22 protein-coding genes and 1 pseudogene are annotated in these 26,271 nt (G+C 73.9%); 10 read left to right on the top strand and 13 right to left on the bottom strand.

The window, feature by feature from the left end; translation table 11 throughout:
- From KBY32_RS19320 to KBY32_RS19310, 3 genes are all read right to left on the bottom strand, one after another.
- Entirely contained in the window at positions 1–906 is a 906-nt protein-coding gene (locus KBY32_RS19320) for a glycosyltransferase family 2 protein (RefSeq protein ID WP_210980939.1), read from the bottom strand.
- The gene (locus KBY32_RS19315; RefSeq protein ID WP_210980938.1) at positions 903–1,799 is read right to left on the bottom strand and encodes a glycosyltransferase family 2 protein; all 897 of its coding nucleotides are present in this window, start codon (positions 1,797–1,799) and stop codon (positions 903–905) included. The genes KBY32_RS19320 and KBY32_RS19315 overlap by 4 nt, the downstream gene beginning before the upstream one ends.
- Positions 1,800–2,185: 386 nt before the next feature.
- Positions 2,186–3,103, bottom strand: coding sequence for a universal stress protein (locus KBY32_RS19310; RefSeq protein ID WP_247689677.1), 918 nt, complete (start codon positions 3,101–3,103; stop codon positions 2,186–2,188).
- Positions 3,104–3,377: 274 nt separating this feature from the next.
- On the opposite strand from KBY32_RS19310, the gene ppdK reads away from it, so the two are divergent.
- Both ppdK and KBY32_RS35975 read left to right on the top strand, forming a co-directional pair.
- The gene (ppdK, locus tag KBY32_RS19305) at positions 3,378–6,110 is read left to right on the top strand and encodes a pyruvate, phosphate dikinase (RefSeq protein WP_210980937.1); all 2,733 of its coding nucleotides are present in this window, start codon (positions 3,378–3,380) and stop codon (positions 6,108–6,110) included.
- Positions 6,088–6,412, top strand: a pseudogene (locus tag KBY32_RS35975) (HPP family protein); the annotation flags it as partial. The gene ppdK and the pseudogene KBY32_RS35975, both read left to right, overlap by 23 nt.
- A gap of 109 nt (positions 6,413–6,521) precedes the next feature.
- Here the strand turns inward: KBY32_RS35975 and KBY32_RS19295 are convergent.
- The 5 genes from KBY32_RS19295 to KBY32_RS19275 all read right to left on the bottom strand — a co-directional run bounded on the left by KBY32_RS19295 (position 6,522) and on the right by KBY32_RS19275 (position 14,237).
- Entirely contained in the window at positions 6,522–8,675 is a 2,154-nt protein-coding gene (locus KBY32_RS19295) for an SWIM zinc finger family protein (RefSeq protein ID WP_210980936.1), read from the bottom strand.
- Positions 8,672–11,491, bottom strand: coding sequence for a DEAD/DEAH box helicase (locus tag KBY32_RS19290; RefSeq protein ID WP_210980935.1), 2,820 nt, complete (start codon positions 11,489–11,491; stop codon positions 8,672–8,674). The genes KBY32_RS19295 and KBY32_RS19290 overlap by 4 nt, the downstream gene beginning before the upstream one ends.
- Before the next feature lie 113 nt (positions 11,492–11,604).
- The gene (locus tag KBY32_RS19285; protein ID WP_055619447.1) at positions 11,605–12,186 is read right to left on the bottom strand and encodes a hypothetical protein; all 582 of its coding nucleotides are present in this window, start codon (positions 12,184–12,186) and stop codon (positions 11,605–11,607) included.
- Positions 12,183–13,331 carry an ROK family glucokinase gene (locus KBY32_RS19280; RefSeq protein ID WP_055619448.1) on the bottom strand — a complete coding sequence of 383 codons (1,149 nt, stop codon included), beginning with the start codon at positions 13,329–13,331 and terminating at the stop codon, positions 12,183–12,185. Before KBY32_RS19280 ends, KBY32_RS19285 begins: the two co-directional genes overlap by 4 nt.
- Before the next feature lie 168 nt (positions 13,332–13,499).
- The gene (locus tag KBY32_RS19275; RefSeq protein ID WP_199835346.1) at positions 13,500–14,237 is read right to left on the bottom strand and encodes a GntR family transcriptional regulator; all 738 of its coding nucleotides are present in this window, start codon (positions 14,235–14,237) and stop codon (positions 13,500–13,502) included.
- A 129-nt stretch (positions 14,238–14,366) separates the two neighbouring features.
- Here KBY32_RS19275 and KBY32_RS19270 point away from each other — a divergent pair, with 129 nt between their 5' ends.
- On the top strand, positions 14,367–15,389 hold the full coding sequence (locus KBY32_RS19270; protein ID WP_210980934.1) for a Gfo/Idh/MocA family oxidoreductase: 1,023 nt from the start codon (positions 14,367–14,369) through the stop codon (positions 15,387–15,389).
- Between the two features lie 9 nt (positions 15,390–15,398).
- On the opposite strand, the gene KBY32_RS19265 is transcribed toward KBY32_RS19270, so the two are convergent.
- Entirely contained in the window at positions 15,399–16,079 is a 681-nt protein-coding gene (locus KBY32_RS19265; protein WP_210980933.1) for a response regulator transcription factor, read from the bottom strand.
- 70 nt (positions 16,080–16,149) lie between these two features.
- Positions 16,150–17,403 carry a histidine kinase gene (locus KBY32_RS19260; RefSeq protein WP_247689676.1) on the bottom strand — a complete coding sequence of 418 codons (1,254 nt, stop codon included), beginning with the start codon at positions 17,401–17,403 and terminating at the stop codon, positions 16,150–16,152.
- Positions 17,404–17,571: 168 nt separating this feature from the next.
- Here KBY32_RS19260 and KBY32_RS19255 point away from each other — a divergent pair, with 168 nt between their 5' ends.
- Both KBY32_RS19255 and KBY32_RS19250 read left to right on the top strand, forming a co-directional pair.
- Positions 17,572–17,772 carry a hypothetical protein gene (locus KBY32_RS19255; protein ID WP_055619452.1) on the top strand — a complete coding sequence of 67 codons (201 nt, stop codon included), beginning with the start codon at positions 17,572–17,574 and terminating at the stop codon, positions 17,770–17,772.
- A gap of 107 nt (positions 17,773–17,879) precedes the next feature.
- Complete coding sequence (locus tag KBY32_RS19250) at positions 17,880–18,266, top strand: ribonuclease domain-containing protein (protein ID WP_210980931.1); 387 nt, start codon at positions 17,880–17,882, stop codon at positions 18,264–18,266.
- A 180-nt stretch (positions 18,267–18,446) separates the two neighbouring features.
- Here the strand turns inward: KBY32_RS19250 and alc are convergent, their stop codons facing one another.
- The gene (alc, locus tag KBY32_RS19245; RefSeq protein WP_210980930.1) at positions 18,447–19,562 is read right to left on the bottom strand and encodes an allantoicase; all 1,116 of its coding nucleotides are present in this window, start codon (positions 19,560–19,562) and stop codon (positions 18,447–18,449) included.
- Positions 19,563–19,567: 5 nt separating this feature from the next.
- Entirely contained in the window at positions 19,568–20,935 is a 1,368-nt protein-coding gene (allB, locus tag KBY32_RS19240) for an allantoinase AllB (RefSeq protein ID WP_210980929.1), read from the bottom strand.
- 257 nt (positions 20,936–21,192) lie between these two features.
- Between allB and KBY32_RS19235 the strand changes: the two genes are divergently transcribed.
- From KBY32_RS19235 to KBY32_RS19220, 4 genes are all read left to right on the top strand, one after another.
- On the top strand, positions 21,193–21,984 hold the full coding sequence (locus KBY32_RS19235) for an IclR family transcriptional regulator (RefSeq protein WP_055619456.1): 792 nt from the start codon (positions 21,193–21,195) through the stop codon (positions 21,982–21,984).
- Between the two features lie 205 nt (positions 21,985–22,189).
- On the top strand, positions 22,190–23,032 hold the full coding sequence (locus KBY32_RS19230; RefSeq protein WP_210980928.1) for a CPBP family intramembrane glutamic endopeptidase: 843 nt from the start codon (positions 22,190–22,192) through the stop codon (positions 23,030–23,032).
- Positions 23,029–24,354 carry a sensor histidine kinase gene (locus KBY32_RS19225; protein ID WP_210980927.1) on the top strand — a complete coding sequence of 442 codons (1,326 nt, stop codon included), beginning with the start codon at positions 23,029–23,031 and terminating at the stop codon, positions 24,352–24,354. Before KBY32_RS19230 ends, KBY32_RS19225 begins: the two co-directional genes overlap by 4 nt.
- Positions 24,351–25,031, top strand: coding sequence for a response regulator transcription factor (locus KBY32_RS19220; protein WP_210980926.1), 681 nt, complete (start codon positions 24,351–24,353; stop codon positions 25,029–25,031). The genes KBY32_RS19225 and KBY32_RS19220 overlap by 4 nt, the downstream gene beginning before the upstream one ends.
- Before the next feature lie 29 nt (positions 25,032–25,060).
- On the opposite strand, the gene KBY32_RS19215 is transcribed toward KBY32_RS19220, so the two are convergent.
- Complete coding sequence (locus KBY32_RS19215; protein WP_115504620.1) at positions 25,061–25,381, bottom strand: DUF5955 family protein; 321 nt, start codon at positions 25,379–25,381, stop codon at positions 25,061–25,063.
- A 176-nt stretch (positions 25,382–25,557) separates the two neighbouring features.
- Here KBY32_RS19215 and KBY32_RS19210 point away from each other — a divergent pair, with 176 nt between their 5' ends.
- The gene (locus tag KBY32_RS19210; RefSeq protein ID WP_210980925.1) at positions 25,558–26,160 is read left to right on the top strand and encodes an NTP transferase domain-containing protein; all 603 of its coding nucleotides are present in this window, start codon (positions 25,558–25,560) and stop codon (positions 26,158–26,160) included.
- Positions 26,161–26,271 lie beyond the last annotated feature (111 nt).

The raw sequence follows: 26,271 nt of genomic DNA, 5'->3' as shown, positions 1-26,271 counted from the left end.
TCAGCCGACGTACCGCCGCGCCGTCGAGTGGCGTTGGGCGGACTCCAGGAGGCGCAGCCGCGACTCGACGTCCGGTGGGAGGACGCGGCGTTCGCGCAGGACCCAGGGCAGGGCGGCCGCGGCCTGCGCGAAAGCGCGCAGCGACGCCGTGTCCCGGGGGACCGTGCGGGCCAGGTGCAGGGTGCGGCGCAGGGCGCGTCCCGCGGGGCGGCGCAGCCAGGTGAACCACAGCGTGTTGCGGATGCCGTGCGTGCGGCGCCGGGTCGGGTCGCGGACGACCGACGCGTGGTGATGGATCGTCAGGTGGTCGGCGTAGGTCAGCCACCAGCCGTCGGCCGCGAGGTCGGCGGCGAGCAGTTCCTCCTCGCCACCGAGCCACAGCCGGGGGTGGAAGCCGCCGGCGGCGCGGAAGGCGTCGGCGCGCAGGACGGTCGCGGCCGCCAGGAAGGAGCCGAGGGCGGGGCCGGGCAGCCACGCGGGGCCGGTGAGGGGCGAGCCGCGCAGCTCGGTGACGATCGGGTCCTCCGTGCCGCCGGGTTCGACGACGATGCGGGCGGTGACCGTGCCGAGCCCGGCGTGCCGGTCGAGCAGGTCGGCGGCCCCGGTCAGCGAGCCCGGCGCCCACCAGGAGTCGTCGTCGCAGAAGGCCACGTACGGCGTGCGCACGTGCCGCATCGCCAGATTGCGGCCGATGGCGCCGAGGTTGCGGCCGGGGCGCAGCAGCAGGGCCTCGGGGTGGTGCCGGGTGACGGCGGCGGCGGTGCCGTCGGTGGAGCCGTTGTCGGTGACGATCACCCGTGGCCGTTCGGGGAGCTCGGCCAGCCGGTCGAGGGTGCGCAGGAGTTCGGGGCGGCGGTTGTGGGTGATGACGACGACGGTCGTACGGGGGTCGGTGGGGTCGGTCATACCGGTGCTCCCGGTGCTCCTGTTGTTTCGCGGGTCGCCGTGTCCAGGGTGCGGGCGGCCCGTTCGACCGGCGGTGGCAGGGGGCGGCGTGCGCGGAGGGCCGCGGGCAGGCGGGCGAGGGCGCCGCGCAGGGCCTGGCGGGCACGGGCGTCGTGCCGCGCCTGACCGGCCAGGTCGCGGGTGCGGGCGAGCGCGTACGGCAGTGGGCGGCGCAGCCACGCGGTGAGCAGGGCGTTGCGGAGGACGGTGACGGGGCGACCGGTGCGGGGCGACGGTGCCGGGTGGTGGTGGGCGACGACGTCGGCACAGTGGATGACGCCCCAGCCGCGCGCCGCGAGATCGTAGGCGAGCAGGGTCTCCTCGCCGCCGAAGAACAGCACCGGGTGGAAGCCCCCGGCGTCCAGGTAGGCGCTGCGGCGGACGACGCTGGCGCAGGCCAGGAAGCCGAGGACCTGGGTACCGGGGAGGTCGGTCGCCGGGCCGAGCGGCGACACGGCGAGGACGTCGTTCAGCGGGTCGGGGTCGGCGGACGGGCCGACCAGTGTGTGCGCGGAGACCAGGCCGAGGCGCGGGTGGGCGTCGAACAGGCGGGCGGCCCGGCTCAGCGCGTCCGGCGCCCACCACGAGTCGTCGTCGCTGAACGCCACGTACGGCGTGTCCAGGGCGCGGACGCCGACGGTCCGGGCGAGGGCGCCGCGGTTGGCCGGGAGGCGGACCACTTGGACCTGCGGGAACTCGCGGGCGAGGAGGTCGGGGGTGCCGTCGGTGGAGGCGTTGTCCACGACGACGACGGGCGGCCGCTCGGGCAGCCGGGTCAGCTGCCGGAGGGTCCGGGCGAGCGAGGGCGCGCGGTTGCGGGTGGCGATGACGACGCCGACGGCTGCCGGGGTCACCGGCCGACGGCTTTCCGGACGCCTGCGGCGGGGAGGGACGGTCGGGCGCGGGCGAGGAGGGGCGGTCGGGCGAGGCCGGGGAGGTTCGGTCCGGCGCGGGCGAGGAGCTGCGGTTCGACTCGGGCGAGGAGTGCTGGTCCGGCGGGGCCAGGGAGCTTCGGTCCGGCACGGGCGGGGAGGTGCGGTCCGGCACGGTCGAGGACGGGCGGTCCGGCACGGGCGGGGAGCGGGCTCTGGCGTGACGACCACCGCATACTGCCTCCCTCACGGATCGCGTTCCGCCCCCGAGTGCCCGACGCGGGACGGGGGACACACGACGGCGGCGCCGGGTGTGGGGAGAGTTGCGACGGCGGCGGGTCTGCGGAGAGAGGCGGAGTCGGCCGACGTCACACGTCGCCGCGTACCACCACCACCGGGCAGTGCGCGTGATGCAGCATCGCCTGGCTCACCGAGCCGAGCAGGAGGCCGGTGAAGCCGCCGCGGCCGCGCGCGCCGACCACGAGGAGCTGGGCGGAGCGGCTCGCGTCGATCAGGGTCTCCCGGGTCGGGCCGCGCACGGCCTCGGTGGTGACGGGCACGTCCGGGAAGCGCTCCCGGTGCCCGGCGATCGCCTCGGACACCAGCCGCTCCTCGTCCTGCGCCAGTGCGCCCGGCGCGGCGGCGTACGGACCCTCGTCCGGGGCGGGCAGCGGCGCGTTCCACGGGGTCCAGGCGTGCAGCGCCAGCAGCGGGGCCTTGCGCAGGTCGGCCTCGGCGAAGGCGAAGTCCGTCGCCGCCTCGGCGGAGAGCGAGCCGTCGACGCCGAGGACGACGGGGCCGTCGGTCCTGGGCTCCTCGCGGACGACCATGACCGGGCACCGGCCGTGCGCCGCGAGATGGACGGCCGTCGAGCCGACCAGCAGGCCCACGAACCCGCCCAGCCCCCTGGACCCGACCACCACCAGCTCCGCGGAGCGTGACTGGACCTCCAGGGTGGCCAGGGGTTCGCCGCTCACGACGGAGGAGGTGACGTCGATCCCCGGAGCGACCGTCCGGGCCCGCTCGACGGCTTGGGCGACCATCGTCTCCACCTCGTTGCGCAGCCCGCCGTCGTCCGGGCCCAGCGGGGACGGGCCCAGCGGCACATGCAGCGCGGGCCAGACGAAGGCGTGGACGACCTTCAGCGTGGCCTCGCGCAACCGCGCCTCCGCCGCCGCGGCCTCCACGGCGGCCAGACTCGACGCCGATCCGTCCACGCCCACGACCACCTGACCGCTGACACCGCTCGCACCGCTCACGATGACTCCCTCGCCGTCGTCGCCCATCTCCACCAGCGTCGCCCGCCGGGCCGCCCCCGGCATCCGGCGGGGCGCGTCAGGGGCCCTTCCCCCGAGTGAGCGGGGCGGGCGTTGCGCCATGGGGCCGATCGGCCTCACTCCGGGGACGTCCAGCGGCTGCCGTACCCCGGTCTCCCGGACGACGCTGGAGGGGTACCGCACACCGGCCCGAGCCGCCGGGCGGCCCGCTCCGGGGCCCGGCACCGATCGGGGCCGTCCCGGGAGCGCCCGGGCGGGCGTGACCGGAAGGGAGAGCACCGCCATGGTCCGTTACGTGTACGCGTTCACCGAGGGCGGCCGGGACATGGCCGAGCTGCTCGGCGGGAAGGGCGCCAACCTCGCCGAGATGACCCGGATGGGGCTGCCGGTGCCGCCCGGGTTCACCGTGACCACCGAGGCCTGCCGGGTCTTCCTCGCCACCGGTGCCGAGCCGGACGGTCTGTCCCAAGAGATCTCCGAGCATCTCACCGCGCTGGAGGAGGCCGCCGGGCGGCGGCTCGGCCAGCCCGACGACCCGCTGCTGCTGTCGGTCCGCTCGGGGGCGCGCTTCTCCATGCCCGGCATGATGGAGACGATCCTCGACGTCGGCCTCAACGACGCGTCCGTCCAAGGGCTCGCCAAGTCCTCCGGGAACGAGCGCTTCGCCTGGGACTCCTACCGCCGTCTCGTGCAGATGTTCGGCAGTACGGTCATGGGGGTCGACGGCGCGCTGTTCGAGGACGTCATGACCCGGCTCAAGCAGGACCGGGGCGCGGCGGACGACCTCGGCCTGGACGCGGGCGATCTCGCCGAGCTGGTCGAGGCCTACAAGGAGCTGATCCACCAGCACACCGGCGACCACTTCCCGCAGCTTCCGGCAGAGCAACTGCGCCGGGCGGTCCTCGGGGTCTTCTCGTCCTGGAACGTCGAACGGGCCCGGCTCTACCGGCGCCGCGAGCACATCCCGGACGACCTGGGCACCGCGGTCAACGTGCAGACGATGGTCTTCGGCAATCTGGGCCCCGACTCCGGCAGCGGCGTCGCCTTCACCCGCGACCCGGCCACCGGCCGGCCCGGTCTGTACGGCGACTACCTGCCGAACGCGCAGGGCGAGGACGTCGTCGCCGGTATCCGCAACACGGTTCCGCTGGCCGAGCTGGAACGCCTGGACCCGACGTCGTACAACGAACTGCGTGCGCATATGCGGGCGTTGGAGGAACACTACCGGGATCTGTGCGACATCGAGTTCACCATCGAGCGCGGGCGGCTGTGGATGCTGCAGACCCGGGTCGGCAAACGCACCGCCGAGGCCGCGTTCGCGATCGCCGCCGAACTCGTCGACGAGGGGCTGATCGACGCCGACGAGGGGCTGCGGCGCGTCGGCGGCGAAGGGCTGGCCCGGCTGATGTTCCCCCGGTTCGACACCTCGGGGATCGGCGAGCCGCTCGCGCGGGGCATCCCGGCCTCGCCGGGTGCCGCGGTCGGGGCCGCCGTGTTCGACTCCGCCGAGGCGGTCCGCCGTGCCGCCGCCGGGGAGAAGGTGGTCCTGGTCCGGCAGGAGACGACACCCGACGACCTGCCGGGCATGGTGGCCGCGCAGGCCGTGCTGACCAGCCGGGGCGGCAAGACCAGCCATGCCGCCGTGGTCGCGCGGGGCATGGGCAAGGTCTGCGTGTGCGGGGCGGAGGAGATCGACGTCGACCCGCGCCGCCGTCGCTTCACGGTCGGCGGCACGGTCGTCGAGGAGGGCGCGGTCCTGTCCGTGGACGGCTCCGCCGGAGCGGTGTACGCGGGCGCGGCCCCGCTCGTCGACTCCGCCGTCATGCGGTACTTCGAGACCGGTGACCGGTCGGGGCCGTCGGCGGAACTGGTCGAGGCGGTGGCCCGCTTCATGGAACGGGCCGACGGTGTACGGCGATTGGGCGTGCGCGCCAACGCCGACACCCCCGAGGACGCGGCCCGGGCCCGCCGGTTCGGCGCCGAGGGCATCGGGCTGTGCCGCACCGAGCACATGTTCCTCGGTGAGCGGCGGCCCCTGGTCGAGGCGATGATCCTGGCCCGTACGGACGCCGAACGCGACCGCGCGCTGGCCCGGTTGCTGCCGCTGCAGCGGCAGGACTTCACCGGCATCCTGGAGGCGATGGACGGCCTGCCCGTCACGATCCGGCTACTCGATCCGCCGCTGCACGAGTTCCTGCCCGACCGCACGGAACTCGCCGTCCGCCTCGCCGCCGCCCAGGCCCGCGGCACCGAACCCAGCGCCCACGACCGGGAGTTGCTGGACGCCGTGAACCGTATGCACGAGGAGAACCCGATGCTCGGCCTGCGCGGGGTGCGGCTCGGTCTGGTCGCGCCCGGCCTGGTCGCCATGCAGGTGCGGGCGGTCGCCGAGGCGGTCGTCGAGCGCAGGCGCGCCGGTGGTGATCCGCGCGCGGAGATCATGGTGCCGCTGATCGACACGGTCGAGGAACTGCGGCTCGTCGGCGAGGAGGTGCGGCGAGTGCTGGCGGAGGTGTCCGAGGAGTCCGGCGTCGTCGTGGAGTGCCCCGTCGGCACGATGATCGAGCTGCCCCGGGCCGCGCTGACGGCGGGCCGGATCGCCGAGGAGGCGGAGTTCTTCTCGTTCGGCACGAACGATCTCACCCAGACGACGTGGGGGTTCTCCCGGGACGACGTGGAGGCGGCGTTCTTCTCGGCGTATCTGGACAAGGGCGTCTTCAAGGTGTCCCCGTTCGAGACGATCGACCGCGAGGGCGTCGGCCGGCTGGTCGGGATCGCGGTCGCCGAGGGCCGCGCCGCCCGGCCCGATCTGAAGATCGGCGTCTGCGGCGAGCACGGCGGGGACCCCGAGTCGGTGCACTTCTTCCACACGGCCGGCCTCGACTATGTCTCCTGCTCCCCGTTCCGTGTGCCCGTCGCCCGGCTCGAGGCGGGACGGGCCGCCCTGGAGGGGACACCCGGGCCGAACGGCCGTGCGCGGGAAGGGAGTCGGCATGATGACCCGCATCGTCGGTGAGGTGATGACCGGGGAGGTCGTCGAGGCGCGGTGAGACACCGGCCGGGGAACTGGCCCGTCTGCTGGACCGGCATCGCATCGGCGGTCTGCCCGTACTGGACCACGACGACAAGGTCGTGGGCGTGGTGGCCCGGGCGGATCTGGCCGGACGTCGAGCACGCTGCACGGCCGCCGAGGTGATGTCGACGCCCGCGGTCACGGTGCATCCCGAGCAGCGCGTCGCGGCGGCGGCGCGGGTGATGGAGCGTCACCGTGTCGACCGGCTGCCCGTGGTGGACGAGGAGGACCGGCTGATCGGCATCGTCCGGTCGGTGTGGCGCGTCGACGGCGTGGTGAGCGTGGTGAACCACCTGACCGGCCTGACCGACTTGACCGGCCTGACGACCGAGGCCGCCGAGGCCGGGCTCGGCGTCAGTCCTGGGCGGCGCCGAGTCCCGTGAGGGCGCCGACCGGGTCCAGGTCGGGGGTCCCCCGGGGCCACCAGTCGTCCCGGCCCGGCTCGGACTCGTACGGGTACCAGAAGCCGTCCCGGCCCAGGCGGAGCTGGACGTGTCCACGCGGATGGGTGAGGTGGTTGCGCCAGGGCCGGAACGCGGGCAGGTCGGCGGCCAGAAGCAGTGGCCGGGCCCGGTCGAAGCGGCCCGCCGGTGGGTCCCACGGCTCCTCGAGGACGGACAGCCCCTCCAGACCCCCCTGGCGCCAGGCGGCGACGGCCCGGGCGAGGTCCGCCGTCGTACGGCCGGCCGCCGAGGCGAGCGAGGCGTACAGCGCACGGCTGCCGGCGGTGAGGCCGGAACCGGGGCGGGCGGCGGCGAGCCGTACGGCGTCCTGCCAGAGCGTCAGCCCGCCGACCGGGTCCCGGCCGGACTGCAGCAGGGTGTGCGCCCGGGCCGCCGCGTCCGTGGCCAGCTGATCCAGCGCGAAGGGGTCCGGGCCGCCCGGCGCCGCCGGATACACCGGAGGCTGCTCGGGGTGCGACAGGGCGGGCAAGGGCGGCGGCAACGGCGCGAGCCGGCGTTCGGGTGACAGTGCCTCGGTGGCGCGTACGCCCGCCAGGGGCGCCGGTTCCCGTTCCTGCGCGGCACGGGCCGCGCGCGCGGCGTTGCGCCGGGACAGCGCGTCGAGCAGTTCGCGCTCGCCCCGGCCGCGCAGCAGGAACAGCACGAACGGGTCGGCGTCCAGCAGACGTGCCGTCTGGTAGCAGAGCGCCGCCGCGTGCTTGCAGGGGTGCCCCCGGTCGGGGCAGCTGCACCGGGGGTCGAGGTCACCCGGACCCGGCAGCAGCGGCACGTCCCCCTCGGCGAGGGACTGCGGCATCTCCTTGTCGAGCAGCGCCGCGATATGCGCCGGGCGCTCGGTCACGGCGTCCAGGAACCGCGCCCAGTCGTCGTCGCCGAGCGTCCGCAGCCGCACCTGCACGCGGTATGGCCTCGGTCGGCTGCCGCGCACGTACGCCAGCACCAGCCCCGGTGTCACCGTGATGGCGTCGACATGTCCCTCCTGTGCGTAACCGCGGCCCCGGGCCAGGCGCTTGACGTCCAGGGCGCCCTCCTCCAGAGCCGCCACCCAGGCGTTGCCCCACCAGGTCTCCGCGAACCCGGCGTCGTCCGTCGGACGCGGCGCGAACGCCGGGAACGTACGCCGCAGTTCACCGTCCCGGCCGGGGGCGGCCATGGAGCGGGGCACCTGGGGGGTGGCCGGCGGGGCGGGGTCCGGGGCGGGGGTTGGGGTACGGGACGGCTCGGCCGGGGGCGCGTCGTCGGCGGCTCGGATCGTGGAGTCGGTGCGTGACGCCGGGGCCGGGTCGGACCCCAGGTCGTCGGCGTCGCCGGGGCGGTCGGCACGGCCGGAGTGGCCGACACGGCTGGAGTGGCCGACACGGTCGGCACCGTCGGCACTCCCAGCGCGGCCGGCGCCGTCGGCACGGTCGGCGCTGCCGGTGTCGTCGGCAAGGTCGGCGCGGCCCGGATCGTCGCGGCGCTCGGCGTCGTCCCCCTCGTCCCAGGACGGCATCCGGAAAGCGCCCGCCACCAGGCGTCTGACCTCGCGGGCACGCTGGGCGGCGGTGTCCTGGGCCTCTCCCCCTCCCGTCCGCTCCCCCGCCGCGCCACTGGGCGCCGCGCGCAGGGGCCGACGTGCTGCGTCCCGGCCCTCCCGAGCGGCCTCCTCCGCGGCCCGCCGCCGCTCCTCCAGGGCAGCGCGCAGCGCCTCCCTGGCCCCCTCGGCGGCCCGCCGCGCCGGGCTGGGACCGACAGCCGCCCCCTCGGCGGCCCGCCGCGCCGAGCGGTGACCGGCGGTCGCACCTTCACCGGCATCGGAACCGGAACCGGCGTCGGCACGCGCTTCCGAACCGGTATCCGCATCCGGCGCCGACGCCGACGCAGCCCGCCGAAGCGCCGCACGAGCCGCGTCCCCCGGCCGGACCTCGGCCCGCGCGGACCCGCCGCCGGACACCTCGCCGTCGGCACCCGCCTCCCGCTCCGCCTCACGCCTCTCCCGGGCGGCCCGCAACGCCTCCCGGGCCGCATCGGCGGGGCTCTGCGCGCGCTCGTCGCCCCCCGTCATGACTCCCTCCTCAGCGACACCAGGTCGGTCAGCTCACGGTCCGTCAGCTCCGTGAGGGCGGACTCGCCGGTGCCGAGGATCGCGTCGGCCAGGGCCCGCTTGGAGGCGAGCATCTCGGCGATGCGGTCCTCGATGGTGCCCTCGGTGATGAGCCGGTGGACCTGGACCGGCTGAGTCTGGCCGATGCGGTAGGCGCGGTCGGTGGCCTGCTCTTCCACGGCGGGGTTCCACCAGCGGTCGAAGTGGACGACATGGCCCGCACGCGTCAGGTTCAGCCCGGTGCCGGCCGCCTTGAGGGAGAGCACGAGGACCGGGGTCGCGCCGCTCTGGAAGCGGTCCACCATCCGCTCCCGCTCCGGGACCGGGGTGCCGCCGTGGAGCATCTCCACCGGGACGGCCCGGGAGGCGAGGTGGGAGGTGATCAGCCGGCCCATCCCGACGTACTGCGTGAAGACCAGCGCCGAGCCGTCCTCCGCGAGCAGGGTGTCGAGCAGTTCGTCCAGGAGTGCCAGCTTCCCGGAGCGGAGAGCGAGGCGCTCGCCCGACGGGTCCTCCTTCAGGTAGAGCGCGGGGTGGTCGCAGATCTGCTTCAGCGACGTCAGCAGCTTCAGCACGAGGCCCCGGCGGGCCATGCCCTCGGCGGTCTCGATGGCGATCAGCGACTCGCGCACCACCGCCTCGTACAGCGCGGCCTGTTCGCGGGTGAGCGGCACCGGGTGGTCCGTCTCGGTCTTGGGCGGCAGCTCGGGGACGATCCCGGGGTCGGACTTCCTGCGGCGCAGCAGGAACGGCCGGACCAGGCGGGCCAGCCGCTCGACCGCCTCCTCGTCCTCGCCGTTCTCCACGGCGCGCGCGTGGCGGGCGCGGAAGGACTTCAGGGGGCCGAGCAGGCCCGGGGTCGTCCAGTCGAGCAGGGCCCACAGCTCGGAGAGGTTGTTCTCGACGGGGGTGCCGGTCAGGGCGACGCGCGCCGGTGTCGGGATGGTGCGCAGCGCCTTCGCGGTCGCCGAGTAGGGGTTCTTGACGTGCTGGGCCTCGTCGGCGACGACCATGCCCCAGTCGGCGGCGGCGAGCGTGGGCGCGGCCGAGCGCATGGTGCCGTAGGTGGTGAGGACGAAGCCGCCGTCGAGGTCGTCCAGGGTGCGGTCCGGGCCGTGGAAGCGGCGGACGGGGACGCCGGGGGCGAACCGGTTGATCTCCCGCTGCCAGTTGCCGAGCAGGGAGGCCGGGCAGACGACCAGGGTGGGCGCGGTGCGGGCGCGCTTGAGGTGCAGGGCGATGACGGTGATCGTCTTGCCGAGGCCCATGTCGTCGGCGAGGCAGCCGCCGAGCCCGAGCGAGGTCATGAGGTCCAGCCAGGCCAGGCCGCGCAGCTGGTAGTCGCGCAGGGTGGCCCGCAGTCCGGGCGGGGGCTCGGCCGGGCGGATCCCGGCGGTGAGGCGGTCGCGCAGGGCCGCGAGGGCGCCGACCGGTACGGCCTCGACGGTCTCGCCGTCGACCTCGGCGGTGCCGGTGAGGGCGACGGACAGGGCGTCGACCGGGTCGAGGAGCCCGAGTTCGCGTTTGCGGGCCTTGCGGACGAGGGCCGGGTCGACGAGCACCCACTGGTCGCGGAGCCGGACGACCGGGCGGTGCGCCTCGGCGAGCGCGTCCATCTCGGCCTCGGTGAGCGGGTCGCCGCCGATGGCCAGTTGCCAGCGGAACTGGAGCAGTGCCTCGCTCTCGAAGAAGCCGGTGCCGTCGGTGGCGGAGCCGGGGGCGGGCCGTACGACGGCGGCGGCGCTGAGGTCCTGGGCGAGGTCCCGCGGCCAGTGCACGGCGACGCCGGCCGCGGCGAGGCGGGTCGCCGCGACGCCGAGGAGATCGCCGAGCTCCTCGTCGGACAGGGCGAGGACGTCGGGGGCGTCCTGCTCGGCCAGGCGGTCGAGCGGCGGCCAGACGCGGGCGGCACGCCGGACGGCGAGCGCGGCGTCGATGCGGGCGCGGGGCCCGAAGGCGGCGTCCGCCTCGCCGGACCACAGGGCGGCGGCGTCGGCCACGAGGGTGGGGTCGGCGAGGCTGTGCACCTGGACGATCGCGGCGCCCGCGCTGCGTGAGCCGCCCCCGTCCTCGTCGAACAGGGTGTGCGCCGACAGGTCGAGGCGCAGCGAGATGCGTACGCCCGCGTCCATGCCGGCGGCGACCTCGGCCGCCCAGGCCTGCGCGGTGGGCAGGGGCTGCGCCTCGCGCGCGGCGAAGGGGCGGCCGGCGGCGTGGGAAGCGGCCGGGGTGCGGGGCAGGGTGTCGGCGACGGCGTCCAGGAAGGACCGCAGGAGCGCCTCGGGGTCGGGCAGCCGCAGCGGACCCGGGCCGGGCAGCGGGACGGCATGCCCCTCGGGGGGCAGGGCGGCGGCGATCGCCCGCAGGTGGGTGATGTCGTCGGGGTCGAGGGGGCCGGCCCGCCAGGCGTCGTGGCCGGTGGAGGTCAGGCCGGGCAGGAGGCGGCCGCGCGCGGTGAGCCGCAGGGCGTGCAGGGCGGCGGCGCCCCAGCAGGCGGTGGCGGGGTGGGCGGCCGGGTCGTGCCGGGCTCGGACGAGCAGGGGCAGCGCCTCGGTGAGGGGCAGGGTCAGCGACGGGGTGGTGCGGCGGCGGACCGTGGATCCGTGCGGCCGTACGACGGTGAGCTCGCCGTCCGGGGAGGGCAGGGGGCCGCCCCGCGGGTCCCAGAACGCGATCCGGCCCTCGCGCGGGAGCGGTGCGGGCAGGAACACGGCGGCGAGCCGGACGGGCGGCACGCTCTCGTCCGTGCTCACGGTCGTCGCGGGTGCGCTGCTCATACGTCCTGTCACCTCCCTCCCCGACGTCGGACCGACTGTCTCCGACTCTACGGGCGGGGTCTGACAATCGGCCCCGGCCACCGGGGCGGGCGCCCCTGGGCCGTGTCCGCGGGCTACGGGACGGTGCGGGCGACGACGAACACGAAGGGCTTCTGCGGATCGGCGAGGTTCACCACGATGTCGTGGGTGGGTGCCGGGTTCTTCCGCTTGTCCACGACGCCGTACCAGGGTCCCTCGCCGGTGAACTTCCAGCCGGTGATCTTCTGGTCGCGGGCGCTGATGGTGAAGTCGTCCCGCTTCAGGTCGCCCCGGTCGAGCCCCATCGTCTTCAGATAGGAGTCGAGTCCGGCGGGGACGGTCTCGAACTGGACGTAGAGCCGGCTGGTCTTCCAGTTGTTGGTCTCGTAGTAGGCGACCTTGTACGACGGGACCGGGATGGTGACCTTGTAGATGTGGCGCTGGACACGGGCGGGCCAGCCCGCGGTGAGGCCGGTCGCCGAGTACTTGGCCTCCTTGTCCTTGCCGCTGTCACGGCTCTGGTTGGCGGAGATGACCAGATAGCCGGCGGGGACGCCGATGAGCAGCACGATGATGAGCAGCGTGAGCGCGCGGCGGCGGTTGCGGTGGCGGCGGTCCTCGGTGGGCTGCTTCGGCTCGTCCGGGGAGTCGGCCTGACGGGGTACGGACACGGTCACGCCGACCCCTGGGAGGTCCGGCGGGACTCCGTGAAGCGCGCGTACCGCTCGTAGCGCTCGACGCGGCGCCGGTTGGCGCGGCGGAAGCGCCGGGCGACCAGGCGGGCCAGGTCGGCGGCGCCGACCATGCCGGCCTCGGGGCCGAGCTGGGCGCGGGCGATACGGGCCTCGGGGCGGTAGCCGCGGCCGGTGAGCTGGCGCTTGAAGGCGTCCCGCGCGGGGCCGATGAGCAGGTCGTCGGCGGCGGAGACCCCGCCTCCGATGACGAAGCAGGACGGGTCGAGGGCGGCGGCCAGGTTGGCGATGCCGACGCCGAGCCACTGGCCGATGTCCTGGAGCAGTTCGATGCACATGGCGTCGCCCTCGCGGGCGAGCTCGGTGATCATCGGCCCGGTGATGTCGGAGATCTGGCCCTTGACGTGCTCGATGATCCCGTAGGCCACCGGGGAGTCGGCGGCGGCCAGCTCGCGGGCCTCGCGGACGAGTGCGTTGCCCGAGCTGTACTGCTCCCAGCAGCCGCGGTTGCCGCAGGGGCAGCGGTGGCCGCCGGGCACGACCTGCATATGGCCGAACTCTCCGGCGACGCCGTACTTGCCGCGCTTGACCTGCCCGTCCTCCAGGATCGCGCCGCCGATGCCGGTGCCGAGGGTGATCATGACGAGGTGGTCCTCGCCGCGTCCGGCGCCGAAGCGCCACTCGGCCCAGGCGGCGGAGTTGGCGTCGTTGTCGACCAGGACGGGCACGGCGAGGCGGCCCGCGAGACGGTCGCGCAGCGGTTCGTTGCGCCACGACAGATGGGGGGCGAACAGGACGCGGTTGCGGTCGGCGTCGACCCAGCCGGCCGCGCCGATGCCGACGGCGTGCACGTCGTGGCGGTCGGAGAGGTCCAGGACCAGCTCCACGATCGTGTCCTCGACGACCTTCGGGCTCTTGGACTTGTCCGGCGTCTCCGTGCGGAGCTTCTCCAGGATGTTGCCGTCCGCGTCCACGACGCCCGCCATCACCTTGGTGCCGCCGATGTCGATGCCCACGGTGGGCACGCGGGGAGCCGACAGATGCGAGCGGCGCTCTCTGGAGCCGACCGTTCGCAGAACGGGAGCCCGGCGGGAGCCGATCGGTGCGGTGAAGTCGCGGTAGGTGCTCATCAGGCCCGATTCTGCCGCACGCCCACACGGGGTGCCGAGCGGGGGAACAATGGGACGGTTGCCGCGAGTGACCCGGATCGGGCGGGAATGCGCAGCGGGAGGTGGGCGCCGGGACACGCGAAGTGGCCGTCCATTTGTCCTGACATTGCTACGTACCGGCCGGTCCGGTCAGGACCGTACGAGGAGCTGGAACTCGAACGAGTAGCGGCTCGGCCGGTAGGTGTGGGTGCCGTACTCGACCGCGCGGCCGGTGTCGTCGAACGTCACCCGCTGCATCGTGAGCAGCGGGGCGCCCTCCTTCTCGGCGAGGCGGTCGGCCTCGGCGGCGGTGGCGGCGCGGGCCCCGATGGTCTGCCGGGCGCTGTGCAGGGTGATCCCGGCGGCGCGCATCAGCCGGTACAGGCCGGTGGCCTCGAGCTGCTCGGTGTCCAGGTCCAGCAGGCCGGGCGGCAGGAAGTTGCACAGGTGGGCCATCGGTTCGCCGTGCGCGAGGCGCAGCCGTTCGATCCGGTGCACATCGCTGCCCTCGGGGACCCCCAGGGCGGCCGCGACCTCGGCGGACGCGGGGACCACGGTGTTGACGAGGACGCTGGTCGCGGGACGCTGCCCCGCCGACTCCAGGTCGTCGTAGAGGCTGCTGAGCTCCAGCGGGCGCTTGACCTGGCTGTGCACGACCTGGGTGCCGACGCCGCGACGGCGCACCAGCAGACCCTTGTCGACCAGGGACTGGATGGCCTGGCGGACGGTGGGACGGGACAGACCGAGGCGCGCGGCGAGTTCGATCTCGTTGCCGAGCAGGCTGCCGGGCGTGAGCGCTCCGTGCTCGATGGCGGCCTCGAGCTGCTGCGACAGCTGGAAGTACAGCGGCACCGGACTGCTCCGGTCCACGCTCAGCTCGAGTTCCACGGTCGGGTCCACTTCTGGTTTCGGCACGGCCCGACTGTAGCTCTACGACCCATTGACGGGAAGTTGTGTAGTTCGATTGTCCGGACATTGTCATTGACAGCGTCCACACCGAACGCGCACTTTGTTTCCATGCGCATCGGGGTCATCGGGACGGGCCGCATCGGCACCATCCACGCGAACACGCTCAGTCGCCATCGTGACGTCGGGTCGCTGATCCTCACGGACGCGAATCCGTCACGCGCCCAGGAGCTGGCCCAGCGGCTCGGCGAGACGGCGGCGCCGGGTATGGACGAGATCTTCCGGTGGGGTGTGGACGCGGTGGTGATCACCACGGCGACCTCCGCGCACGCCGAGCTGATCGGCCGGTCGGCCCGCTCGGGTCTGCCGGTGTTCTGCGAGAAGCCGATCGCGCTCGATCTGCCGGGGACGCTGCAGGCCATCGCCGAGGTGGAGACGGCCGGGACGATTCTGCAGATGGGGTTCCAGCGCCGCTTCGACGCCGGGTACGCCGGGGCGCGGGAGGCGGTGCGGTCCGGCCGGCTGGGGCGGCTGCACACCGTGCGGGCCCTCACCAGCGACCAGGCGCCGCCGCCCGCCGCGTGGCTGCCGCTGTCGGGCGGGCTCTACCGGGACACGCTGATCCACGACTTCGACATGCTGCGCTGGGTGACCGGGCGGGAGGTCGTGGACGTGTACGCGGCCGGTTCGGACGCCGGTCCCGTGATGTTCCGCGAGGCGGGCGACGTGGACACGGCTGCGGCGGTGCTGACGCTGGAGGACGGCACGCTGGCCACGGCCACGGCGACCCGGCTGAACGGCGCCGGGTACGACGTGCGCATGGAGCTGGCCGGCGAGCTGGACCAGGTCGTGGTCGGCCTGGACGACCGTACGCCGATCGCGTCCACCGAGCCGACCGGGCCGCCCGCCGCGGACAAGCCGTGGACCGGGTTCCTGGAGCGGTTCGGCCCCGCCTACGAGGCCGAGCTGAACGCCTTCGTCGAGGTCGTGCGCGGCGAACGGGCCAACCCCTGCGACGGGCGGGAGGCCCTGCAGGCGCTGCGGATCTCCGAGGCGTGCGAGCTGTCCCGGCGCGATCGAAGACCGGTGGCCCTCGGCGAGCTCCCGGGCGGAACGACGACCGCCGCCCTGTGAGGCGCCCCTCTAGTCGTTGACGTCGTCGACCTCCACCAGGAGCCCCGCGTCGTACGTCAGCAGCGCGATCTGCACCCGGTTGTTGAGGTCCAGCTTGGCCAGGACCCGGGAGACGTGGGTCTTCACGGTCGCGACGCTCATGTACAGCTCCCCGGCGATCTCGGCGTTGGACAGGCCCCGGCCGACGGCGACGGCGACCTCGCGCTCACGGTCGTTGAGGGCGGTCAGCCGCTCGCGCGCGTGGGCGCGGCGGGTGTCGGCGGCCGTGCCGGCGGCGTGGTCCATCAGCTGCCGGGTCACGGTGGGCGACAGGACCGGGTCGCCGGCGGCCACCCTGCGCACCGCGTCGACGATCTCGGCGGGCGGGGTGTCCTTCAGTACGAACCCGGCGGCCCCGGCGCGCAGGGCGCGCAGCACCTGCTCGTCGGCGTGGAACGTGGTCAGCAGCACGACCTGCGGCGGGTCCTGCCGGGCGCGCAGCCGTTCCGTGGCGGTGAGGCCGTCGACGCCGGGCATACGGATGTCCATCAGGACGACGTCGGGCCGGGTGCGGTCGGCCAGCGGTCCGACGTCGGCTCCGTCGGCGGCCTCGCCGACGATCTCGATGTCGTCGGCGCCGCCCAGCATGAGGGACAGCCCGGCCCGGACCAGCGGGTCGTCGTCGACGAGAAGCAGTCTGATGGCAGTCATGGCCCTCACGTAATCACGGTCGTCCGGTGCGCGGGAGCGGGCCGGTCCCGGACGTCCGGGACACCCGGGTTCACCCCCACGGCAGCCAGGCCCGGATGCCGAACCCCCCGTCGGCGGCGGGCCCGTGCTCGAGCCGCCCGCCCGCCAGTGTCGCGCGCTCGCGCAGCCCGATGAGCCCCTGGCCGGAGCCGGGCACGGGCGGCACCTCCCCCTGGGGCGCCCCGTTGCGCACCGCCACCGTCAGGCCCTCGCCGGGCACGCCGGTGACCGTCACCGTGACCTCGGTGCCGGGGGCGTGCTTGCGGGCGTTCGTCAGCCCCTCCTGGACGATGCGGTAGGCGGTGCGGCCCACGGAGGCCGGTACGCCGGCCCGGTCGGGGACGCGCTGGTCGAGGGTGACCTTCATGCCGGCCTCGCGGCACTCGGCGACCAGGCCCTCCAGCGCGGCGAGCGTCGGCTGGGGCCGGCCGGAGTCGTCGGACTCGCCGGCCCGCAGGACGCCGATGATCTCGCGCAGGTCCTGCAGGGCCTCGTGGGCGCTCTCCCGGATGACGCCGGCCGCCCGCTGGATCTCGTCGCGGGGCGCGTCGGGGCGGAACTCCAGCGCGCCCGCGTGCACGCTGAGCAGGGTCAGCCGGTGCGCGAGGACGTCGTGCATCTCGCGGGCGATGGCCTCGCGGGCCAGCCTCTGCGCCTGCTCGGCGCGCAGCCGGGCCTCCGTCTCGGCGCGCCGCGCACGGTCGCGCAGGCTCACCATGAGCTGCCGCTTGGACCGGACGAACATGCCCCAGCCGACGACGGCGCCGGTGAGGACCACGACCAGGACGACGGCCGAGGCGAACGGGAGGTCGGGGTCGGGGCGCAGCCAGAAGTACAGCGGGCTCAGCGCCACCGACGCGCCGGCGACCCAGGCCACGTACCGGAAGGGCCGGTGCACGGCGAGGGTGAACAGGGCGACGACGCCCGCGCCGCCCGCGGTGTTCGACACGAAGCACACGGGGACCAGGGCGACGGCGAGCCCGAGCGGCCAGCGGCGCCGGAGCCATACGGCGGCGCAGGCCAGGGCGCCGATCAGCTGGTCGGCGGCGGCGAGGCCGCTCGGGATGTCCTCCCGTGCCACGGTGTCCGCGGTGACCAGGCCGAGGAACACGGCCAGCAGGAAGCAGCCGAAGTCGACCACCCAGTCGCGGGCCGTGCGCCGGGGCCGGCCGGGGCGGTCGGGATCGAGGTCGAACTCCTTCGCCAGGGCGGAGGGCAGCAGCCAGCGCCGCCCCACGAGGAGCTGCGGTGCGGGCTGTTGCGTATCGGGGTTCACAGTCGACAAATCTACGCAGCGCGGGGAACCGGCGGCGGTCCCGCGACGGCATCGGCGACCAAAGTCGCGGCACCGCAGACTTTGGTGGCATCGCTCCGCCCGGACCGTCGACTTCGGCCTTACCGTCCGCGCCCGGTGGCCGATGTGCGCGGGGCGCCGGGCGGCGAGAGTCGGGGCATGAAGCAGTTGCTGGAGTTCCTGGGGTTCATCTGTCTCGTCCAGGGCGTCATGGGCCTGGTCCACGAGTTCACCGACTGGCACTGGGGTCTGGTGCAGCGCGTCGGATTCCTCGACGGCTACGAGATCTACGCGAGCGTGGTCCTGCTGGTACTGGCGATCGCGCTGTTCGCGGTGGCGGAGAACCGGGAGTCAGGCTGACCGCCTCGCGCGCCGATGGCAACGGCGTGAAAATTGAGGGGACATCCGGCGGAGAACCGCGAGGTTGACGTTGACATGCCATCTTCTACGCGCGTCATCATACGGCCATGAGATTCCCCCCACACCTCACACGCATCGGCTCCGCGGCGGCGCTGCTGTCCGCCCTCCTCGTGGGCGGCACGGTGTCCGCCACCCCCGCGGCGGCGGCGGTCGGGAGCATCTGCCAGAGCGCCCTGCCCTCGCAGGCCCACGACACCCTGGACCTCATCGAGCAGGGCGGCCCCTTCCCCTTCGAACAGGACGGCACCGTCTTCCAGAACCGGGAAGCCATCCTGCCGAGCCAGTCGACCGGCTACTACCACGAGTACACGGTGATCACGCCGGGCTCCGACACCCGGGGCGCGCGGCGCATCGTCACCGGTGAGGAGCCGCAGGAGGACTACTACACGGCCGACCACTACGCGTCCTTCGACCTGATCGACTACGGCTGCTGACGCCTGACGCCTGACGCCTGACGCCTGACGGCAAGGCACCACCGATCGCTCGCCCCGCGGACCCCCCACAGCACCACGGCCGCGGGGCGAGACCGTTCCCTGGGGCCTCTCGTTTGGATCACGCCGGGCTCGCGGGGTCTGGCACCGCACCCTGATCCGGCCTGATCCAGACGAAAGACCCTAGCCGCCGAGTTCCTGGTGGCGGGCACGAAGTCGCGCGGCGCCCTGCTCGGTCAGGGAGCCGTGCAGACGCAGCCGGGAGATGCCGCCGTCCGGGAAGATGTCCACGCGCGCGTGCGTGCCGACGGCCGGGGCCGGCAGGACGAAGCGGTGGTCGGTGTCGGGCTGGAGGCGGGTGCGCGGGACGATCTCCGTCCACTCGCCGCTCTCGCCGTCCCGGACCGACACCGACGCCCAGCCCGCGCTGTTGCCCTTGAGATACGCGGTGTCGATCTCGACGGCCCGGATCTCGGCCTGGGCCGCCAGCCGGTAGCGGATCCAGTCGTGGCCCCGGTCGCGGCGCCGGCGGGTCTCCCAGCCGTCGTCCATCTTGCGGGAGCGGCCCGGCTGGATGGTGTTGGTGGCGGGCGAGTAGAAGAGGTCCGAGGCGTCCTCGACCCGGCCGCCGTTCTCCAGGGCGACGACGTCGAAGGTGCCGAGGGCCGCCAGCCACGCGGGATCGGGCACGACCTCGCCGTACACGCGCAGACGCGCTATGCCGCCGTCGGGATGCTGGTTGACCCGGAGGTGGGTGAAGCGCTGCTCGACGGCGACGGCGAAGCCGTTCGCGGCGTGGCCGCCGACCGGGGTGCGCGGGACGAGGGTCGTCCACTTCACGTCGTCTCCGAGCAGTTCCTCGGGCGACGGCGAGCCCGGCACGGCGGCGCCCTCGACGGACACCGCCTGCGGGTAGTTGCCGCGGAAGTGGGCCGTGTCGACGACGATGCCGCGGATCACGCCGGGGGCGCCGAGGCGCACCAGCGCCCAGTCGTGGTCCTCGGCCGTCGGCCACGGGTGCTCGGCCGAGGCGCCGCGCCGCCGCCGGGTCTCCCAGCCGTCCATGATCTTGCCCTTGTGGCCGAAGTGCTCGGGGTCGAACTCGGCCCGCCCGGGCAGCAGGAGGTTCTCGCGCTGGGCGAAGAACTCGTCGTTGGCGGCGATCACGGCGGCGCCGAGCCGCCGGTCGGCGAGATCGGCGTGGCGGGTGAAGTCGAAGTCGGCGGTGCGGTAGTCCGCGTACGGGTCGCCGCCGCCGTAGGGGCGTGCGTCGCCGGTGAAGCTGGGGATCGCCGTCACGGTGATCAGGTCTGCCTTTCGTCGTCGGTGGGGAGCCGGCCGGCCCGGGTGAGGAGGCGTCCCTTCGGGTCGGTGAACTCGCCGTCGGAGTAGATGCGTTCGCCGCGCAGCCAGGTGGAGCGCACGACCCCGTGCAGGGTCCTGCCCGCGTACGCCGTCACACGGTTGCGGTGCTGGAGGGCGGCCGGGTCCACGGTGAAGGCCGCGTCGGGGGCGAGCACGGCGAAGTCGGCGTCGCGGCCAGCCTCGATGGCGCCCTTCTGGCCGAGGCCGACCAGTTCGGCGGTCCGGGTGGACATCCAGCGGACAACGTCCTCCAGGCCGTGGCCGCGCCGGCGCGCCTCCGTCCATACGGCGGCCAGGCTCAGCTGGAGACCGGAGATACCGCCCCAGGCGGTGGCGAAGTCGTCGGTCTTGAGGTCGGCCGTGGACGGCGAGTGGTCGGTCACCACGCAGTCGACGGTGCCGTCCGCCAGGGCCTGCCACAGCAGGTCCTGGTTGGCGGCCTCGCGGATGGGCGGGCAGCACTTGAACTCGCTGGCGCCGTCCGGGACTTCCTCGGCGGTCAGGGTGAGGTAGTGCGGGCAGGTCTCGACGGTGATGCGTACGCCGTCCCGCCGGGCCTGGGCGATCAGCGGCAGCGCGTCGGCGGAGGACAGGTGCAGGACGTGCACGCGCGCGTCGAGGCGTCTGGCCTGGTCGATCAGCCGGGCGATCGCCGTGTCCTCGGCGTCCCGGGGCCGGGAGGCGAGGAAGTCGGCGTACCGGGGGCCGCCCCGCTGGGGGGCGGCGTCGAGGTGGTGCGGATCCTCGGCGTGGACGATGAGCAGTCCGCCGAAGGAGGCGATCTCGGCCAGGGAGCGGGCGAGTTGGCCCTGTTCGAGGTGTGGGAACTCGTCCACGCCGGACGGCGACAGGAACGCTTTGAAGCCGAACACCCCGGCCTCGTGCAGCGGGCGCAGGTCCCCGGTGTTGCCGGGCAGGGCGCCGCCCCAGAAGCCGACGTCGACGTGCGCCTTGTCGGCGGCCGTCTTCCGCTTGACGCGCAGATGGTCGACGGTCGTGGTGGGCGGGAGGGAGTTGAGCGGCATGTCGACGAGGGTGGTGATGCCGCCGGCCGCCGCGGCGCGCGTGGCGGTCCAGAACCCCTCCCACTCGGTGCGCCCGGGGTCGTTGACGTGGACGTGCGTGTCGACGAGGCCGGGCAGCAGGACGTCGTCGCCGAGGTCCTCCAGCCGGGCGCCGGACGGGACGCCGGCGTCGTACGGGAGGACGGCCGTGATCTTTCCGGCGGCGACGGCGACCGAGGCGGGCCGTGTCCCCTCCGGGGTGATGACGCGCGTCGAGCGCAGCACCAGTTCGACGTCGGACACCCGGACCCCTCTCTGCCGCCTTGGTTCCCATGGCCACTCGGACCACGGGAATTCAACGTTCTGTTGAAGGAGTCTTCACTCCCGTCGCGGCGCCGTCAAGGGCACACTTCTCCACAGTGCACCTCACCTCGCGGCTCTGGACAGTTCCGTAGAGCGGAATTACACTTCCGGCACGCAGAACGTGTAGACGCCCTCACGGGGAGTCGACCGACCGGCGGGTAGGCTTCTGCCCTCTCCGGTCCCGAAAGGAACGCGCCGTGCCGACGTCCAGCGCCAGCACCACCGACTCCGCCCGGTCCAGCGGCGGCGTCCAGTCCCTGGAGCGCGCCTTCGACCTGCTGGAGCGGATGGCGGACGCCGGAGGCGAGGTCGGCCTGAGCGAACTGTCCGCCAGCAGCGGTCTGCCCCTGCCGACCATCCACCGTCTGATGCGCACCCTGGTGGCCTGCGGATACGTCCGCCAGCAGCCCAACCGCCGGTACGCGCTCGGCCCGCGGCTGATCCGGCTCGGCGAGTCCGCCTCCCGGCTGCTGGGCACCTGGGCCCGCCCCTACCTGGCCCGCCTGGTCGAGGAGACCGGCGAGACCGCCAACATGGCCCTGCTCGACGGCGACGAGATCGTCTATGTCGCGCAGGTGCCGTCCAAGCACTCGATGCGCATGTTCACCGAGGTGGGTCGGCGCGTCCTCCCGCACTCCACGGGCGTCGGCAAGGCCCTGCTCGCCGACTTCCCGGCCGACGAGGTGCGCGCGCTGCTGTCGCGGACCGGTATGCCGGCCGCCACGGAGCGCACGATCACCACGCCCGACGGCTTCCTCGCGGCACTGGAGGACGTGCGCCGCACCGGCTACGCCGTCGACGACAACGAGCAGGAGATCGGGGTGCGCTGTCTCGCGGTGCCCGTGCCCGACTCCCCCACCCCGGCCGCCATCTCGATCTCGGGCCCGGCGGGCCGGGTCACCGAGGCGGCGACGGAGCGGATCGTGCCGGTGCTCCAGCAGATCGCCGGTGAACTGGCCGAGGCACTGGCCAGCCAGAACCAGTCCTGACGGACACCGGCCGCGTCCCACAGCACGTGAGCCCCTTCCGGGGGACGTCCCGCCCCGCTGTCCCCCGCGCGAGCCACAAGCGAGTGTCCACTCCACGGTGACGACTCCCCCGACCCCGAATTCCTAGTGTTCGACTCACCGCGGAACGCCGGGCCGCGGGTCGGAGAAGGAACCGGAGTCGGAACCGGCAAGGGGAGTCCACGTCATGAAAGCCTGGAAGACAGTCCTGCAGATCGTCGTCGTCTTCGCGGTCTACGCGCTGTGCGGCGGTCTCGCCAACGGGGTGAAGGACAACCCCTGGCTCTCGCTCCTGGTGGGCGCCTTCACCGTGGCCGTGATGACCTTCGTCTACCGGTGGGCCGTACGGCGCACCGAGAACCGCGAGGTGACCGAACTGCGGGGGGAGGGCGCGGTGGGCGCGGCCTTCCGGGGCCTGGTCATCGGCACGCTGATGTTCCTCTGCGTCATCGGCAACATCTACCTCCTCGGTGACTACGAGGTCCACGGCATCGACTCGGTGAGCGGGGCCATCGGGCTGATCGGCTTCATGGCGGCCGCCGCCACGACGGAGGAGATCATCTTCCGCGGACTGCTGTTCCGGCTGCTGGAACGCGGCACGGGCACCTACATCGCGCTGATACTGTCCGGCCTCGTGTTCGGCGCCATGCACCTCCTCAACGACGACGCCACCGTCACCGGTGCCCTGGCCATCGCCATCGAGGCCGGCGCCATGCTCGCCGCCGCCTACGCCGCCACCCGCACCCTGTGGCTGCCCATCGGCGTGCACTTCGCCTGGAACTTCATGGAGTCCGGCGTCTTCAGCACCCAGGTCTCGGGCAGCGGCGAGACCCACGGCCTGCTGGACTCCACCCTGTCGGGCAACCACCTGATCACGGGCGGCGAGTTCGGTCCCGAGGCGAGCGTCTACTCGGTGCTCTTCGGCGCGCTGCTGACGGTCGGCTTCCTGGTCGTGGCCCACCGCCGCGGCACCATCGTCCCCCGGCGCCGCGCCGAGCGCGTCGACAGCCTCGCGACGCTCGCCCGATGACGGATCAGCGATCCGCCGGTTCGCCGGAGCACCGGTCGGCCGGAGCCGGACCCCGCGAGAGCGGTGCCGGGTTCCGGACGGCCGGGCTCCGGCTCCGGCCGTTGGCCAGCGAGTCCCGCCCGGACGGCATCCGGCACCGTCCGGACAGCGCCCGGAAGCGAGTCGGTGGAGTCTGGTACCGGCTGGACGTCGTCGTCCGGGACCTTCCGTTCGGGCTGCTCCTCCTGATCGGTTCCTTCCTCCCGGCCCTCCGCGGCAACGGAACGGTCATCGGGGGTGTCCCCGACCGCCCGCACGACGCCCTGGCCGTCGTCGTGATCCTCCTGGAGTCCCTGCCCCTTGCGGTGCGCCGGCGGTGGCCGGCCGTCTCCCTGACCCTGGTGTCGGGCGGGTTCGCCGCCGACCAGCTCCTCGGCTACCACACGTTCGCGGCCTCCGCGCTGGGCGTCGCGCTGGTGAGCACCGGCTCGCACCTGGAACGGCACCGCCGGCTCTTCCTGGCCGGCCTCACCGTGGCGTACGTGGCACTGGCGGTGGGCCTCTCCCGCCTCGGCACGGGCGAGACCGCCACGGAGTTCACGACCTTCTACATGGCGCTGGGCCTCGCGTGGGGCGCTGGGAGCTGGCTGCGCACCACCCGGCGGGCGGAGGCCGAACGCCGCGAGCGGGTCGCGGTGGAGACACGGAACGCCGAACGCACCCGGATCGCACGGGAGTTGCACGACGTCGTGACCCACCATGTGACGGCGATGGTGGTGCAGGCGGAGGCCGCCCGCTATCTGACCGCCGCGCCCGAGCGGCTGGAGCAGTCCCTGAGCGCCGTCTCCGACACCGGGCGCCGGGCGATCACCGATCTGCGGCACCTGCTGGACCTGCTCAACCCCGATCACGGCACCGGGAACGGCGATCATGCCGCGGCCGAGCCGAGGACACCGGCCGTCGGGCGCGTCCTGACCCTCGTGGAGCAGACCCGCCGGGCGGGCCAGCCGGTGGAGTTCACCGAGGAGGGCACCCCGCCGGAGTCCACCGGCAGTTCCGACCTCGTGGCCTACCGGGTGGTGCAGGAAGCACTCACCAACGCCCTCAAGTACGCTCACGGCAGCCGCACTTCGGTCGCCGTGCGGCACGGCGAGAGGGAGATCACCGTGGAGGTCAGCACGGACGGCACCGGCTCACGGGCCGCCGCCGTCGGTGGCGGCGGACGGGGGCTGGCCGGTCTGCGCGAGCGGGTCGACGTGCTCGGCGGGGAGTTCAGCGCGGGCGCCGTCGCGGGCGGCGGCTTCGTCGTCCGGGCGCGGATACCGGCCGGGGGCCGCTCGTGACCACACCTCCTCCCCCGGGGGCCGCACCGACCCGGGTGCTCGTCTGCGACGACCAGGCGCTGATCCGCACGGGCCTGGTCACCATCATCGACGCCCAGCCCGACATGGAGGTGGTCGGCGAGTGCGGTGACGGCCGGAAAGGAGTCGACCTCGCCCGCGAGCTGGACCCGGACGTCGTCGTCATGGACATCCGCATGCCGGTCCTCGACGGCCTCGAAGCCACCCGCCTGCTGGCGGGGGCCGGGGTCGCCCACCCCGCCAAGGTCCTCGTGGTCACCACGTTCAACCTCGACGAGTACGTCTACGAGGCGCTGCGTGCCGGAGCGAGCGGCTTCCTCCTCAAGGACGCCCCGCCCGACCGCCTGCTGCACGGCATCCGCACGGTCGCCATGGGCGCGGCGCTTCTCGACCCCGAGGTGACCCGGCAGCTCGTCGGCCGGTACGCGACCCGCATCCGCCCCACCGAGGGCGCCCCCGAGGACGTTCCGCTCACCCCCCGCGAGCTGGAGGTGCTGCGGCTGATCGCGGACGGCCTGTCCAACAGCGAGATCGCCGCCGCCCTCGTCATCAGCCAGGAGACGGTGAAGACGTTCGTCTCCCGCATCCTCACCAAGCTGAACCTGCGCGACCGCGTCCAGGCGGTCGTCTACGCGTTCCGTCACGGCCTGGCGAGCTGAGCCTCACTCCAGATCGCGAAGGACACGACCTAGCCCCGCCCGCGCGGCGGTGACCCGAACATCTCCACCGCGTCGCGGACCTGGGTGAGTCCGGGCGACAGCGCGCTCACCGAGCCGATGGCCCCGGCGATCAGCAGTAAGGACCGGCGCAGCCGCGGCGCCTCGGGCGCCCCGTCGGCCGTCATCGCGGCCAGCGCGGCCAGTTCCTCCTCGGCGATCCCCCGGTCGGGGAACTCGACCGGATGCGCGGCGAGTTCGCGGCGCAGACGGGACACGGCCGTCCGCAGCTCCGCCACCCTCGGGTCCTCGCCCGTACCCGTCACCGACCTCTGCCCCAAGCTCCGCAACAAAGCTCTCCCCCTCGCACGCCGTTGTGCGCCACCAGCCGCGCGCCCTCGCCGAACGCCCCTCCGGGCGCCGGGGACGCCGGTCAGTAAACGCCACCCCGTACCGATCCGCCACAGCGCGGACGGAAATTCAGCCCTGCGGGTCGGCTCGTCGCGCAGGTGTCAGGTATGCAGGACGCATGACGGACTCACAAGCCCTCCCGGTGGCCGGTCTGCTTCTCGCGGCCGGCGGTGGACGACGACTGGGCGGACGGCCCAAGGCCCTGCTGCCGCATCGCGGCCGGCCCCTGGTCGAGCACGCCGCCGGGGTACTGCGCGCGGGCGGCTGCGCGCGCGTGCATGTCGTCCTGGGGGCGCGCGCCGCGGACGTACGCGAGCGGGCGGCGCTCGACGGGTGCGTGCTGGTGGAGAACCCGGACTGGGCCGAGGGGATGGGCTCGTCGCTGCGGGCCGGTCTTGACTCGCTGGCCGGTACGGACGCGCGTGCGGCGCTCGTGCTGCTGGTCGACCAGCCGGGCATCGGGCCGGAGGCGGTCGCGCGGGTCCTCAGGGCGTACCGGGACCCGTCGTCGCTCGTCTCCGCCGTCTACGACGGGGTCCGGGGGCATCCCGTGCTGTTCGGCTCGGACCACTGGGCCGGTGTCGCCACGACCGCCACCGGGGACCGGGGGGCGCGCGCCTATCTGAAGGAGCACGCGGCGTCGGTGGCGCTCGTCGAGTGCGGGGACGTGGCACGGCCGTACGACATCGACACGGAGGCCGATCTGGCACACCTGGAGTGACCGTGGTGGCACTCGGCGCCACCTCTCCTCGACCCGGAGAATCTCGATATCAACAAACCATTGAACTTCCACCATGAGGAAACTAGTATCCACTGATCAGAAGCGCCCCGG

Origin of the sequence: Streptomyces sp. RK62 (assembly GCF_018070255.1) — a bacterium.
Classification (GTDB): domain Bacteria; phylum Actinomycetota; class Actinomycetes; order Streptomycetales; family Streptomycetaceae; genus Streptomyces; species Streptomyces nigra.
This window is presented reverse-complemented; position numbering and strand designations above follow the sequence as displayed.

Excerpts from the sequence above, each read along its gene's own strand:
- KBY32_RS19280 (WP_055619448.1), bottom strand. The coding sequence starts at position 13,331 with ATGAGCACCTACCGCGACTTCACCGCACCGATCGGCTCCCGCCGGGCT.
- KBY32_RS19225 (WP_210980927.1), top strand. The coding sequence starts at position 23,029 with ATGACGGATCAGCGATCCGCCGGTTCGCCGGAGCACCGGTCGGCCGGA.
- KBY32_RS19250 (WP_210980931.1), top strand. The coding sequence starts at position 17,880 with ATGAGATTCCCCCCACACCTCACACGCATCGGCTCCGCGGCGGCGCTG.
- ppdK (WP_210980937.1), top strand. The coding sequence starts at position 3,378 with ATGGTCCGTTACGTGTACGCGTTCACCGAGGGCGGCCGGGACATGGCC.
- KBY32_RS19290 (WP_210980935.1), bottom strand. The coding sequence starts at position 11,491 with ATGAGCAGCGCACCCGCGACGACCGTGAGCACGGACGAGAGCGTGCCG.
- KBY32_RS19320 (WP_210980939.1), bottom strand. The coding sequence starts at position 906 with ATGACCGACCCCACCGACCCCCGTACGACCGTCGTCGTCATCACCCAC.
- KBY32_RS19310 (WP_247689677.1), bottom strand. The coding sequence starts at position 3,103 with ATGGGCGACGACGGCGAGGGAGTCATCGTGAGCGGTGCGAGCGGTGTC.
- KBY32_RS19255 (WP_055619452.1), top strand. The coding sequence starts at position 17,572 with ATGAAGCAGTTGCTGGAGTTCCTGGGGTTCATCTGTCTCGTCCAGGGC.
- KBY32_RS19210 (WP_210980925.1), top strand. The coding sequence starts at position 25,558 with ATGACGGACTCACAAGCCCTCCCGGTGGCCGGTCTGCTTCTCGCGGCC.
- KBY32_RS19270 (WP_210980934.1), top strand. The coding sequence starts at position 14,367 with ATGCGCATCGGGGTCATCGGGACGGGCCGCATCGGCACCATCCACGCG.
- KBY32_RS19295 (WP_210980936.1), bottom strand. The coding sequence starts at position 8,675 with ATGACGGGGGGCGACGAGCGCGCGCAGAGCCCCGCCGATGCGGCCCGG.
- KBY32_RS19265 (WP_210980933.1), bottom strand. The coding sequence starts at position 16,079 with ATGACTGCCATCAGACTGCTTCTCGTCGACGACGACCCGCTGGTCCGG.
- KBY32_RS19230 (WP_210980928.1), top strand. The coding sequence starts at position 22,190 with ATGAAAGCCTGGAAGACAGTCCTGCAGATCGTCGTCGTCTTCGCGGTC.